The 12,861-nt window shown below is 68.2% G+C and carries 8 protein-coding genes, 2 pseudogenes and 1 CRISPR repeat array; of the genes and pseudogenes, 2 read left to right on the forward strand and 8 right to left on the reverse strand.

The window, feature by feature from the left end:
- Positions 1–3: 3 nt before the first annotated feature.
- Positions 4–1,008: a CRISPR direct-repeat array (repeat unit 29 nt; unit sequence CGGGACACCTCCGCTCGCGCGGAGCCGAC).
- Positions 1,009–1,198: 190 nt separating this feature from the next.
- Positions 1,199–1,327, forward strand: a pseudogene (locus ABT345_RS33245) (hypothetical protein); the annotation flags it as partial.
- A 32-nt stretch (positions 1,328–1,359) separates the two neighbouring features.
- Here the strand turns inward: ABT345_RS33245 and ABT345_RS33250 are convergent.
- The 4 genes and pseudogenes from ABT345_RS33250 to ABT345_RS16695 form a co-directional block, all read right to left on the reverse strand.
- Positions 1,360–1,727 (reverse strand): annotated as a pseudogene (locus ABT345_RS33250) (IS630 family transposase); the annotation flags it as partial.
- Positions 1,728–1,743: 16 nt separating this feature from the next.
- Positions 1,744–2,214, reverse strand: coding sequence for a hypothetical protein (locus ABT345_RS16685; protein ID WP_345092938.1), 471 nt, complete (start codon positions 2,212–2,214; stop codon positions 1,744–1,746).
- A 9-nt stretch (positions 2,215–2,223) separates the two neighbouring features.
- The gene (locus tag ABT345_RS16690) at positions 2,224–6,522 is read right to left on the reverse strand and encodes a DUF6531 domain-containing protein (protein ID WP_345092935.1); all 4,299 of its coding nucleotides are present in this window, start codon (positions 6,520–6,522) and stop codon (positions 2,224–2,226) included.
- Positions 6,522–6,839 carry a WXG100 family type VII secretion target gene (locus ABT345_RS16695; RefSeq protein ID WP_345092932.1) on the reverse strand — a complete coding sequence of 106 codons (318 nt, stop codon included), beginning with the start codon at positions 6,837–6,839 and terminating at the stop codon, positions 6,522–6,524. The genes ABT345_RS16690 and ABT345_RS16695 overlap by 1 nt, the downstream gene beginning before the upstream one ends.
- Before the next feature lie 852 nt (positions 6,840–7,691).
- Between ABT345_RS16695 and ABT345_RS16700 the strand changes: the two genes are divergently transcribed.
- Positions 7,692–7,907: a DUF3761 domain-containing protein gene (locus tag ABT345_RS16700; RefSeq protein WP_351322801.1), complete on the forward strand. Its 216-nt coding sequence runs from the start codon at positions 7,692–7,694 to the stop codon at positions 7,905–7,907.
- Between the two features lie 1,528 nt (positions 7,908–9,435).
- Here the strand turns inward: ABT345_RS16700 and cas6e are convergent.
- From cas6e to casB, 4 genes are read right to left on the reverse strand one after another with little or no spacing between them, the layout of a single operon-like run.
- Positions 9,436–10,143 (reverse strand): type I-E CRISPR-associated protein Cas6/Cse3/CasE, encoded by a 708-nt coding sequence (gene cas6e, locus ABT345_RS16705; protein ID WP_345092926.1) that lies wholly within the window; start codon positions 10,141–10,143, stop codon positions 9,436–9,438.
- The gene (cas5e, locus tag ABT345_RS16710) at positions 10,140–10,973 is read right to left on the reverse strand and encodes a type I-E CRISPR-associated protein Cas5/CasD (protein WP_345092923.1); all 834 of its coding nucleotides are present in this window, start codon (positions 10,971–10,973) and stop codon (positions 10,140–10,142) included. Before cas5e ends, cas6e begins: the two co-directional genes overlap by 4 nt.
- The gene (gene cas7e / locus ABT345_RS16715) at positions 10,970–12,163 is read right to left on the reverse strand and encodes a type I-E CRISPR-associated protein Cas7/Cse4/CasC (protein WP_345092920.1); all 1,194 of its coding nucleotides are present in this window, start codon (positions 12,161–12,163) and stop codon (positions 10,970–10,972) included. The genes cas5e and cas7e overlap by 4 nt, the downstream gene beginning before the upstream one ends.
- A gap of 34 nt (positions 12,164–12,197) precedes the next feature.
- The gene (gene casB / locus ABT345_RS16720) at positions 12,198–12,857 is read right to left on the reverse strand and encodes a type I-E CRISPR-associated protein Cse2/CasB (protein WP_345092917.1); all 660 of its coding nucleotides are present in this window, start codon (positions 12,855–12,857) and stop codon (positions 12,198–12,200) included.
- Positions 12,858–12,861: the final 4 nt, after the last annotated feature.

Here is a 12,861-nt window from a genome sequence, read left to right on the forward strand (position 1 = left end):
CGACGGGACACTTCCGCTCGCGCGGAGCCGACATCGAGGTGCGGTTCCGAACGATGGTGCCGGCTGGGACACCTCCGCTCGCGCGGAGCCGACAGCAGGTCGCAGAGCGCCTCGTGGTCGTAGCGCGGGACACCTCCGCTCGCGCGGAGCCGACTACGCCGAAGCCCAGCACTACGACCTGGAGGACGGGACACCTCCGCTCGCACGGAGCCGCCCCGATCGCGGCTGTTGAGGCCGATTTCACTGACGGGACACCTCCGCTCGCGCGGAGCCGACGCAACACCGCCGTCTATGCGGGTAGAGAACGACGGGACACCTCCGCTCGCGCGGAGCCGACTTTCGCGGCCGGGCGGCTATTCGGTTATCTGACGGGACACCTCCGCTCGCGCGGAGCCGACGCATGCACGGGGGCGAAGCACTGGCCAGGGGCCGGGACACCTCCGCTCGCGCGGAGCCGACGCGCCCATGAGGCCCGCCCAGGTCCGGACCCGCGGGACACCTCCGCTCGCGCGGAGCCGACCACATCGTCGGCACTGAGCACGGCACCCTCACCGGGACACCTCCGCTCGCGCGGAGCCGACTGCCGCAGAACCTCTTCAGCCGTCGCGAACCGCGGGACACCTCCGCTCGCGCGGAGCCGACGCGACGAGACGCAGGGTGCGTACCTCCGCTACCGGGACACCTCCGCTCGCGCGGAGCCGACTCGCGAAGAAGCTCCCCTCGCCCGTCTAGACCCGGGACACCTCCGCTCGCGCGGAGCCGACTCGCGAAGAAGCTCCCCTCGCCCGTCTAGACCCGGGACACCTCCGCTCGCGCGGAGCCGACCGGCGGCGGGCCAGATTCACGAGCCACGCGAGCGGGACACCTCCGCTCGCGCGGAGCCGACTCACCCGGAGCCGGCAGCACGGTGGCCGCGACCGGGACACCTCCGCTCGCGCGGAGCCGACCTGTCGGATCTGTGTCAGCATGGGGGCGTGTCCGGGACACCTCCGCTCGCGCGGAGCCGACCCTTCCTGACCTGCGGTGTTATTTGGGCTTTGCGATTTCCTTACCAAGGAGGTTTTCGTTCACAGTGACGCCCTTGCAGTCAGGTGGTGGTCTTCGGATTCCTGATCAGGGTAGCTGGGTGGGCCGGTTGTTGTTTGAGGAGAGCCCCGGATCAGGGCTCGTTGTCAGTGGTGGGTGTTAGCCGTTTGGTATGGGTGTAGAAGATTTCGGTGCTGCTTGGTGGCGGCTTGATGAGCGGTTGTGGGGCAAGGAGTTGGGGTTGCCTGGGCCGTATCCGGTGATCTGCCATCTGCTGGATGTGGGAGCCGTCTTCGGTGTGCTCTGGGATGTGCTGCTGTACCCGCGACTGCGCGAGCGAATCGCGAACGCCCTGGATCGGGTGAAAGGGGCGACCGATCACGGTTTTTATCCGGCCCAGGGGCCAGCGCCGGTCCTCCCAGTGTGCGCAGCCGATCCCTTGGCCAGTTCCCTCTCCAACTGCACGAACTGTTTCTCACTCAGCCCTGGCAGCGTGCGGGGCCCTGCGACCGCAAGGATCGCGGACCGCCCTCGGCCCACACGTGACGCCATCGCTGCGCCGATTGGACACTGACCCGCAGGGCCCGGAGATCACTGAACTGCCCTCACCCAGGATAAACTGCTTCGCCCGTCTGAAGACGCAACTCCTCGCGCCTGCACCACCGTTCAGCTGTCAATCCGCCACCCTGTGGATAACGCAATCAGGATCTTGGGTGACTAAAAGTAGTCCACGCCTGCGACAAGGACGGAAGTGAAATACAAGGGAAGGCCATCTTTTTCCCGGGGGATGTCCTGGCCGGTTTCGCGGGTGAAGGCGAGGGTGAGGTTGGGGATTTCCGGGCTCTCGGGGTCGGATTCATCCACGGTGCGACCTCGTTCGGACTGTTGCCGCAGTACTTCTCGGGCCGGGGTGCGGAACACGTCGACGTCGTCAAGTAGGACCCGAATTTCCGGAGCGTCGTTTTCGAAGCGCCACAGTTCGATGGCCGTTACGGTTTCTGCGTCTTCGAGATGGGCGACGATGTCCATGCTGTGGTGGTCCACCCGGATCTTCACCGTAGAGGTGTGGGCGTAGGGGCCGGACACGCTCGGTTCGCCCCAGGCGGAGATTGCTTCCAGGGCTTGCTCGTAGGACATGCCGATCTGGAGCGGGGAGACGCCGTTCGGCGGGTCGATGATGAAATCCATGGACTTGCCTTACTTCAACAGGTCGTAGTTGATGGTCCAGCCGTGCTCGTGGAGCAGGTTCTGGAACCCCTTGTTATCCGGAAGGGTTTGGACCATATCTTGGATGTGCTGGTCGTACTTGCTGCCGAAGCGGGCTCGGATGTCGTCGATATCCATCTTGATGGCCTCGTCGATCCGACCCTGGTCGATGAGGGAACGCTGCTGGGCCTGCCAGGCTTTGGCCTCCCGGCTGCTTCCGGTGCTCATGACTTCTCGGTGATCGGCCCGATCCATTCGGATGGCCGGCCCCATGTGTTCGGTGAGCCTGGGGTCGGTCAGGTGCTTGTACGCCGACTTGGCAGGGATGTGGTTGATTTCGTTTCCTGCGCGCGCCGGCTGTAGTGCGCCGTACCAGCCGCCCTTGTCCGTACACGCGGCGAGTCCCAGAGGGTCGAAGCCGGCTGTCGGGTTGTCGAGGTAGGCGTAGTGGTTGGGGGCGGGGACGAGGCCGAGGGGGTCCGGAGAGGCGTAGCGGGCGGTTTCGGGGTCGTAGTGGCGGAAGTAGTTGTAGTGCAGGCCGGTTTCGGGGTCGGCGTATTGGCCCGGGAACCGGAGGGGGCAGTCGACGGCGCCTGTGGCCTGGAACGGGGAGGGGAGCGGGGCGCCCCAGAGTGTCGTGCGATGCCGCCAGGCGATGTGACCTTCGGGTGTGACCAATTCGGTGGGGGTGCCGGTCAGGTCGGTGATGACGGCGTGGAATTGTGGAGTTCCGGCCGGGGTGTGACGACTGGTCTGGCTGAGTGGGCGGTAGGTGCCCGGGGCGTAGTCCCAGGTGGTGATCTGCCCGTCATGGGTGGTCTGTTCGGCCAGGCGGGTGCCGTCCCAGGTGAAGGTGACGGATGCGCGGGCCGTTTCGTCTTCGTCGAGGAGATGCTTGGCGGTGCGGCGTCCGAGCGGGTCGTAGGCGTAGCGCCACGTCTCGCCCTCGGGTGTCGTCACCTGCGTGAGGCGGTCCTCGGCGTTCCAGGTGTAGGCCCAGGTGCGGGTCTGGCCGTTGAGGAGGCGGAGGGTCTTGCGGGCCAGGCGGCCCTGGGCGTCATTTTCGTAGGTGGCGTGGCCAGCGCGGTGCAGGAGTGTGCCGGTGAACTCGCGGTCGCCGCCCTCGGTGCGAGCGGGGGTGGTGGCGTGGGTGAGGTTTCCTGCCGTGTCGTAGGCGTAGGTCTCGCTCCAGCCATGGGCTCGCACTCCTGTGACGCGGCCTGAGCGGTCGAGGTCGAAGAGGCGGGTGCCGCCGGTGAGTTCGTGGATCTCGGTGAGGCATCCGTCGGGGCGGTAGGCGTAGGTGCGGTGCTGGAGAAGCAGGTCCTCGCCGGGTATGTGGTGGGTGAGGGACTGGCTGGTCAGGCGGCCGGTGGGATCCCAGCCTTGGGTCAGGCGAATGTCCTGGCCCAGGCGGCGTTCAGTTTCCCGGCCTGCGGCGTCGTAGGCGAAGGTGAGGCCTTCGCCGCCGGTGGTCAGGGCGGTGGGGCGGCCTGCCGCGTCGTAGGTCCACCGGGAGGTGAGGCCGGTGGGAGTGGTGCGGCTGGTGCGGTGGCCGAGGACGTCGTAGCTGTAGGTGCTGGTGTGGCCGTTGACGGTCTCGGTCAGGATGCGACCGAGACCGTCGTGCTGCCAGGTGACGGTGGCGTCACTGTTGGCCGCACGTATCAGCTGGCCGGAGCGAGCGTACGCGTATGTGGTCTGCGTGCCGTCGTCCGCGGTGGTGGAGGTGGTACGGCCCAGGGCGTCGTGCGTGACGGTGAGGGCCTGGCCCGCGCCGTTGGTGCGGGACGTGAGCCGGCCTGCCGCGTCGTGCGTGTAGCGGACGGTGCGGTCGTTGAAGTCCGTCTCCGCGGTGAGACGCCCGGCCGCATCGTAGGTGTAGGTCCAGCTGAGCCCTTGCGGGTTGGTGACCTGGGTGAGGCGGAGTTCGGAGTCGTAGGCGAACGCGTAGGTCGTGCCGTCGAGGTCGGTGCGGGTGGCGGGCAGATCGAAGGCGCCGTGGGTATGGCGGGTGGTGTTGCCTGCCGGGTCGGTGTGGGCGAGGAGATTGCCCTCGCCGTCCCAGGACCAGGTCTCCCGTGTCCCGTCGGCCGCCTCGCGCCAGGCGGGATTGCCGCTGGGCGCCCAGCCCAGGCGGGTGGTGTGGCCCAGCGGGTCGGTCACACAGGTGACGCGTCCGAAGACGTCGCGCTCGATGGTGGTGGTCTGCCCCAGAGGGTCGGTGACCGCAGTCGGCAGCCCGGCCTGGTTGTTGGCGATGTGGCGGGTGTGACCTGCCGCGTCGGTGGCGGCGACCAGGTGCCCCGACGTGTCGTAGGCGTAGGAGATCTCGGCGCCTGCCGGGTCCGTGGTGGCCAGCAGATTGCCCGACGCGTCATAGGCGTGCTGCCAGACGGCGCCACCTGGTTCGGTGACCCGCGTCGGCAGACGGAGATCGTTGTAGGTGGCTTGACCGAAGGTGCCGTCGGGGAGGGCGATCCGGGCGAGGTTGCCCACCTCGTCGTAGGTGTAGCGGGTGAGGTGGCCCAGCGGATCGAGGGTGGACACGACCTGGTCGAAGCGGTCCCACTCGGTGCGGGTGGTGTGACCCAGCGGGTCGGTCTCCGCGACGATCTGCAGGTGCTCGTTGGCCAGGTAGGTGCTGGTGTGATCGAGGGAGTCGGTCAGGCGGGTGCGGCGCAGGCCGGTTTCCGGCTCGCGGTCGTAGGCGAAGGTGGAGCGCAGGTGCCCGGCGGAACCGGACTGAGCGGTGCAGCGGTCCCGGTCGTCGTAGGTGTAGTCGAAGCGGGAGTCGTTGGTGTCGACCCAGGCGGTGATCCGGCCCTGCGCATCGTTCTCGAAACGGAGCGGGACCTCACTGGCCGGAGTGGTGACCGTGGCGAGGTGCCCCCTCTCGTCGTAGCCATAGGCCGCGAGCAACTGGTCACCGCCGTCCGCGGCAGCGCCGGCCAGGTGCAGGGAAGTAACCCGGTGGGCATGGGTAGTCAGCTTGAGGCGGTAACCGCCGCTGTGAGTGATCTCGGTGGGGGCGCCGGTCTCGTCGTACGTGAAGGTGATCCGATGCCCGTTGCGGTCCCAGACCTCCTCCAGCAACGCCAGGCCCCGGGCATGCTCGGCAAAGACACGGGTATAGCCGGTGGCCGGATCGGTGAGCTCGAAGTCACCCGCCTCGGTACGCCGCAACACCTGACGCGACCCCGTCTCGGGCTGCACGTCCGCGCCACCCGGCTCCGGGTGAGGGTAGGGACGCAAGGTGCCGTCCGCGCCGACGTGGACCACACCCTGCTCGTCCATCTCCAAGCGCTCGTCGACGGTGGAGGCCCAGGCAGGGCCGAACCAGTGCCCGGCCCGGTAGGAGGACTCGAAACTGCGAGTGAAGGCCAGCGGCAGCGCCCCGGGCAGGACGACATCGGTCTGCGGCAGCACCATCCGGCCAGTGGCCACGTCCACCGGGTCCTTCTTCAACACCCGGCATCTAAAGTCGCGGCCGAAGCTCCGCAGACCGTTGCTGAAGCGGTCCAGAGAGGCACGGCCGGTGCCGGCCAGTTCCAGACGAGGCACATTGACGTCCCGCAGCGCGCCCGCACCGCGGGCTTCACCCAACGCCTGGGCGGTGCGCCCGGCCGCACCGAGCGCGCCACCCAGCAGAAGGCCGGAAACACCGGCCTCCTTGATCTCGGCGACGTTGATGCCGTGCTGCTCACCCAGCAAGTTGCGCCCGCCCTGGGCCACCACCACATCCACCGTGATCGCCTCGACGCCGCCGATGGCAGCGGTGGCCAGAACTGTTCCGGCGATCTCAGCGACGGTGGCGGAAACCGCCACGCCCGCTGTACTGGCTGCCGCGACGATCGCTTCGGTGGCGCCGGCCGCCGCCACCTCGCTGATGCCCCCGGTGAACAGCGCCAGCGCCGTCCCCGCGACCAGGACCGCCCCGGCGATCTCCAGCTCGTGCTCGATCTTCGTCTTCGCCTCGGCGATCTGATCGGCGAACTTGTCCAGAGCCTTGGCCATGTCCCGGGCAGCGGAGGCGACATCGTCGAGATACCCCTTGCCGCCGCCGTGGTACTTCTTCCAGAAGTCGCCGAACGCCTCGATCGACTTGCCCTTGTTGGTGTCGATGACGTCCTGGGCCTGCTTGTGGCAGGCGGCCGTGCACTCCTCGACCTCGTCGGCGAAGGTCCGCCAGGCACGGGCGGCCTCCCGCAGCTCATCCTCATCGCCCTTCGGCCACCACATGCCCGTCAGGTCCTGGACGATCTCCTTGGCCTTGTCGGCAGCGCCCATCACTTACCGCCTTCAAACCCGGACTTGGCCGATTGGTCGGCGTCTTCGTGGTTGGCGGCCATGTCGTTCATGGCCTTGGTGATGCTGGACAGGCCCTTGACCAGGGCTTCGGCCGCCTTCTCGATCTGTGCCCGGTGCGGTGCGTAGACGTGCTCGAACTTTTTGCCCTGCTCGTCAGCTCCCCAGGGTTCCCCCAGCCCGTCGAGGGTGTGGCGAAGCTTGGACGCCGCCTGTTCCAAGGCGACGGACTCCCGGTGGAACGTCGGAGCGGCGGACTTCAGCTGATCGGTGTCCACTTCAAAGCTGTCGCCAGCCATGCGCTGTCTCCCCCTTGACCAAGTTCTTGCCACTGCTGGAGCGCTGACAGCGCCCCGGTTCACGCGTAGCGACCATGACATGCAGCACTGACAATCGCCCTGGTGGGAGCATATTTCAGCCACAACGCTACAGCGTCTGACGCCGCGGTCTGTCCAATGGTCTCGCCCACCGGGAGCTCCTGCAGGAAGAGACGGCTTAGCGTCTGCGGCAGTTGGTCGGCACCCCGCTGCCGGCGCTCAGGCCGGGCGAGCCGGGGGACACCTCCGCTCGCGCGGAGCCGACCCGGCCGCCCGTCACCACGGCGGTGCGGGAGACGGGACACCTCCGCTCGCGCGGAGCCGACTTCCGGCGGCAGATCCGCGCAGCTCAAGCTCGACGTCCGCAACCGGGTCGAGCTCGCCGCCTGGGCCTACCGCCACGGGCACATGGACGAGCCGCCACGGCCGCCGGGATTCCCGCTAGGGCGACGGCCAGCCGGTCTATGAGCGCAGTGGCACCGACGGCACGCAGTGGACGCTGGTCGCCGTTGCCTGCCCGGCCCCGAGTCGGTTGAGGGCCTGGGCGGAAGAACTGGCCCTGCTGGTCTCATCCCACCGTGAGTTCGACATACCGCAAGGAGCCGATGGGGCGAGTGACTAGCTCCCGGCGTGGGCGGGCTTGCCAGCTACATGGAGCACCGTGCGAAGCGATTCGCGCATACCGTCACGACGCTGTTCCGATCTTCCTCTAACCGGTGAGCGGGACTCTGTACGAACTCCTTCGGCGGAACCGCTCTGGCACGCTGACACCCATCACTACGGACAGGGGAGATTTCGATGCTCACGAGGATGCGCGTCGGTATGGCCGCGATGATGGCGGCTGGGGCGCTGCTCGGACCGGTTGCTGCCGGCGCTACGGCCCACGCGGCCGGTGCGGGATGTGCGCACCACACCACGGGCACGTGCAAGGCCGGCAGCCGTCATCCGGCCGGGGCTATCGCGCAGTGCAAGGACGGCTCCTACTCCTACAGCGCCCACTTCCGCGGGACCTGTTCCGGCCACGGCGGAGTGCGCTACTGGTACAAGTAGGCATCACCTCGGGACGCTGCCCAGTCATGCGGCGAGTCCCGGAGCCTGTCTGGAGGTTGCTCCTAACCTCCAGACAGATCCTAGGCACGCGGGCCTGGTGACTCCACTTTCGCAACAGGCCCTAGACGTCGGTTCCTGGCAGGTCATGGAGCCACGGGACACCTCCGCTCGCGCAGAGACGACGAGATCATCCGTCTATGCGCGGCCGGAGAGAGCGGGACACCTCCGCTCGCGCGGAGCCGACACTATGCCGCGCAGCGCCCGCACCCGGGGCCTCGGGACACCTCCGCTCGCGCGGAGCCGACTCATCCGGGTCGTCGGCCGTATCACGGGCGTCCGAGACACCTCCGCTTGCGCGGAGCCGACCGGACGTGGTCGCCTCCCAGTTCGGTGGCGGCCGGGGCACCTCCGCTCGCGCGGAGCCGACATGGCGCGGCGCTGGTGGGTCTCGTACGTCGGCGGGACACCTCCGCTCGCGCGGAGCCGACGGCCCGTACCGCTCGACGAGCTGCGTGAACGCCGGGACACCTCCGCTCGCGCGGAGCCGACTGCAGACCTGCGCCGAGTGCCGGGCCGTCCGCCGGGACACCTCCGCTCGCGCGGAGCCGACCGCGAGGGCGGCGAGGACCCCGTAGAGGAGGTCGGGACACCTCCGCTCGCGCGGAGCCGACTGCAACACGCCCCACCCGTACGGGACCAGGGCCGGGACACCTCCGCTCGCGCGGAGCCGACTACGGGACGGTCAGCCGTCCGCACCACAGGTACGGGACACCTCCGCTCGCGCGGAGCCGACGAACGCCTCTTCATAAACCGAGTACGCCTGGTCGGGACACCTCCGCTCGCGCGGAGCCGACTCGACCACGCCGACCCACACCCGCTTGCGCTTCGGGACACCTCCGCTCGCGCGGAGCCGACCGCTCCACCGCACGCCGTGCGGCGCTGGCGACCGGGACACCTCCGCTCGCGCGGAGCCGACATGGCGGCCCGCGCCGAGGTCTGGCGCCGCGGCGGGACACCTCCGCTCGCACGGAGCCGACGGCGATCGTCTCGGTGTGCTGCAGCGTCGTCACGCGACACCTCCGCTCGCGCGGAGCTGACCGGATTCGTTCCCACGGCAACTGGCCGGGCCACGGGACACCTCCGCTCGCGCGGAGCCGACGTGTGGCTGGAGGAGGCCGCCGACCTCGCCGACGGGACACATCCGCTCGCGCGGAGCTGACGAGACCGACGCCACGAAGAAGGCCACCGCGGTCGGGACACATCCGCTCGCGCGGAGTCGACGCCGCCAAGAACACGGACGTCGACCTGCTGAACGGGGCACTTCCGCTCGCGCGGAGCCGACGGAACCTCTGTGTGCCCTGTGCCTAGCAGTGCCGGGACGCCTCCGTTGGCGCGGGGCCGACGTCCCAACGTCATGGCTGAGCGGCTGCCGATTCCTTACCCACGCTACGAACGCAATATGGAACACTTCCTTGTCAGCGTCGACACAGCAGCAGCCCTCATCGGCCCTCGCCACAGAAAACAACCGCTAAGAGTTGGCCCTCTGACGAAGGGAAGTCGCTGGCGATTCCTCTCCCGTCCGTAGGGGCGCAATCGTTAGCAGCCCGCATCCGTATGCCTGACCTCGCCCGATGCCGCCGGTCATCGCGGCTCGGAGCGCATCGGGATCGATGATTTCCGCAGTGCCTTCGAAGCGGACCCGGTGGTGGCGCACCTTCTGGGTGCCGTTGCCTTTGCCGCGGCGGCCGACAGCGGCGTCCAGCGGGTGGGAGAGGTGGGTGTGAATCTTGAGACCGGCGAGGCCTGCCCGGCGGTACCACCATTCGTCGGCATGGCGGCCGTGGAGGGCGACGACGCGAGGCAGGTTCTTGTACAGCTCCCGCGTGGTGTGGCCGGGGCGGCGGACGGGGCTGGCGTCGCAGCGGTAGGACAGGCGGCGGCCGTGGGCAAGCGCATCCAAGAGTGGCTCAATGTTGCGGGAAGCCGAGTCGGTTGCGTACCCGTCCGGAAGCTGCTCAGGGGTGGCCTCTTTGTTGCTCTGGACCATGAGTACGGCCCATCGTTCGCCCTGTTCGACCCGGTGCAGTACACCGAGGTGGTGGCGTGCCTCTTCGATTCCAGGGAGGTCAGGGAAGAGAGACATCACGCGCCGATGCATGGCGACGGCGTTGCGCAGTTCCTCGCGTACGTCGCCCCGGGAACTATCGAGGGTGAGGCGGGTGAGCCAGGTGGTCATCCGGCTACCTCCGCACTGCTGGGCGGGGGCGTGGTGGCGGCGTGCCGATGTGCGGCCAGGGCTTTGAGGTAGTTGGTGCCGAGCTTGTCGGTGTACAGGTGCTCGGGTGGGTGCCAGGAGCCTCGGTAGAGCCGGCGGGTGCGGAAGGCGCGCCGGTGCGGAGTGGTATCGACTGGTTCGTCTTGGACCTCGGAGCTTGGGCGGGTGCCGTCGTCCGGGTCTTCGGGATGCCGTGGGAGCCAGCCGAGGGGACGGTCAGCGAGCACTGTCACTGCGGGGGCCGGGGCCTTCGCGGGCAAGGGGAGGTGGAGGAGGCTGTTGAGGACGTCGGGACTGCGGTCGAGCAAAACGGGTCCCTCGGGTGGGCAGCCGCGGCGGCCCAGGTACAGGGGCCAATGCGGGGCGGTCAGTGCGTCGGCGCAGCGGTTGAGGACCGCCTCTTCCTGACAGGTGAGTGCGCAGACGAAGGCGGCGTCGGCGAGGTAGAGACGGTGGCCGTAGACGGTGGACTTGTCCGCACCGCGGGTGCCGCCCTTCGCCGTCCGAACGGTGTCTTTCGGGGCGAGGCCGCCGCCGACGGTGTGCAGGTCGCGCAGCACGTAGCCGGGACGGTCGACACGCACGGTGAGTCTCAGTCGGCGCAGGTCTTCGTTGGCCTGTCCTCGGTGCCGGCCGAGCGCGCAGGACAGTAGACCGAGCACGCCGGACTTGGTGGGGAAGGCAGCGGTGTCACGCTCTTCGGTGAAGTGGCTGCGCTCTCCCCAGGATTGCAGCGGCGCGGCGAGGCGCAGCAGCAGCCCGGGCTCTTGTGGCGGCTGTGGGGTAGTCATGCGCCGCCTTCCAGAGGGGCGAACGCGGCCTCGATGCTGGCGTTGATCAGTGAGTCGAAGGAGGTGACGCGGGTGCCCAGTCCTTCGATGTTCTGGCCGATGCCGGCCCAGTGAGCAGCGAGGATGCGATCGGTGCCCATGAGGGTGGTGACGGTCTGTGCGTACTCGACGAGCTGGTTGCGGGAGGCGGTGCTGTGTCCGCCGCCCTGCTCGGAGCGCACAGGGGTCTCGAAGGCGGCGGCGAAGGACAGTGGTCGGTCGCTGCGGACGCTGATGTGGACGAGGTCAGGTGCGGTATGCGGAGCGGTGGAGTTCTTCTTGGCCTGCGGCAGAGAACGGATGAAGGAGGAGAGAAATGCCTCGGCGATGTTGCGGGTGTCCTCGGAGACGTTGCGGGGGCCCTCGGAGGCATGGACCTTGCCCATATTGGTGACAAGTTCGCGCAAGTCGATGGTGGCGAAGCGGTAGAAGGTGCCGGCGGAGAACTCGGCCTCGCTGAGGTGGCCGCTGCCGGTCTCACCCCATGCGGCAGTCAGGTCATCAACGGCCGTGAAGTAGTCGACCTGGACGTCACTGCGGTGGGTGGTAAATGCGTGCGCGACCTGGACTGCACCATCAACCCCTGCATCGTCGACTTCAGTGAGCATGCGGCCGAAGGTGTGGATGACGGCGTTGCCTCGACGGATGATCTCTTGGACATCGGCCAGGGGAAGCTGTGACTTGTCGGTTGCCTTTTCGATCTTCTTTTTCTTGATCTTTTCTGGGTTTTTGGCGGCAAGGTGGGCGAGGTCCTCGACCGACTCGGAGGAAAGGTACACGAGTCCGTTGGTAACGGCCTCATAGTCCTCTTGGCCCGGCTTCCCTTCGATGCCGAACTTGATGCCCGAGGCCGCCACGATGTGAGCGCCGGCCTGACGTGCTTCCTTGTGATCCCAGCCGTGCTTCTCTTCGAGGACGTCGGCAACGGCCTTGCCGATCCGGCGGGTTCGAGTGGCGTATTGGCCGATCTCCTTCTGGAAATCCTGGCGCAGCGCCCTCTTCCACGACTGGCTGCTGACGCGGGTGCGCCGCACTCCGCCGTAGTCCACCGTCTTGACGGCGTTGAGGTCGTCGCGGTTCAGCGTGGACACGGGGACGCTCTGAAGGATATGTACGTCCACGAAGCAGGCGGGCAGGTGGGCGGTCGGCACGGAGGACTCCTTCTCGAGGGTGCAGGGACAGCGGTCAAACGGCGGACGATCCAGGCTGAGGTACGGCCTGGGTGGCGTCGGCTTTGTCGTTCTTACTCCACTCGTCGCGGTGGAGGGTGCGGAAGTAGTCCTGCTGCCACCGGCTTCCGATGTCGGCTGCGTTCCACGGCCAGCGGGCCAAGTCGTTCAGCAATTGGGCCCAGTCGGGCTCGGTCTCGTACCGGCGCAGGAGCCGGGTGGCCGAGGGCAGGTAGCGGTGCAGCCCGGTGGGGCTTTGGCGGACGAGGAGGCTCAGGCGCCTGCGGGTGGTGTCGCGCCGGTGTGGGCGCTCCTGTGCAGGAGAGTTGAGAACGGACTCGGCGAGGGTGTGGCCGAAGCTGGAACCGTAGGGGCCGGTGAGCGGCTCCGGCTCGGCGTCATCCGCCGGCCGGCCGCGGACAACGTGGCGTGGCTGGTCGGCGATGAGCGCGGCGACTGTGTAGTAGGCGCGGTCCCGCTCCCGGTGCCGCCTCTCGGGCAGCCAATGCGCGATGAACTCATGCATCCCGGCCACCTGGTCGACGTCCTTGCCCAGGCCGCGACGCAGACGCGCGTGAGCCTCGGGGCTATCGGCGCACAGCCGCTGGATCTCCGACACGAAACGTAGATGTTCGGTGCGGCGTGCACGTGCTGCGGCATCGTGGTCCTCGGCCATGGGA

The organism is Streptomyces sp. NPDC000404 (genome assembly GCF_040300365.1).
In the GTDB taxonomy this organism is placed as follows: domain Bacteria; phylum Actinomycetota; class Actinomycetes; order Streptomycetales; family Streptomycetaceae; genus Streptomyces; species Streptomyces ramulosus.

Excerpts from the sequence above, each read along its gene's own strand:
- ABT345_RS16690 (WP_345092935.1), bottom strand. The coding sequence starts at position 6,522 with ATGGGCGCTGCCGACAAGGCCAAGGAGATCGTCCAGGACCTGACGGGC.
- ABT345_RS16700 (WP_351322801.1), top strand. The coding sequence starts at position 7,692 with ATGGCGGCTGGGGCGCTGCTCGGACCGGTTGCTGCCGGCGCTACGGCC.
- ABT345_RS16695 (WP_345092932.1), bottom strand. The coding sequence starts at position 6,839 with ATGGCTGGCGACAGCTTTGAAGTGGACACCGATCAGCTGAAGTCCGCC.
- cas6e (WP_345092926.1), bottom strand. The coding sequence starts at position 10,143 with ATGACCACCTGGCTCACCCGCCTCACCCTCGATAGTTCCCGGGGCGAC.
- ABT345_RS16685 (WP_345092938.1), bottom strand. The coding sequence starts at position 2,214 with ATGGATTTCATCATCGACCCGCCGAACGGCGTCTCCCCGCTCCAGATC.
- cas5e (WP_345092923.1), bottom strand. The coding sequence starts at position 10,973 with ATGACTACCCCACAGCCGCCACAAGAGCCCGGGCTGCTGCTGCGCCTC.
- casB (WP_345092917.1), bottom strand. The coding sequence starts at position 12,857 with ATGGCCGAGGACCACGATGCCGCAGCACGTGCACGCCGCACCGAACAT.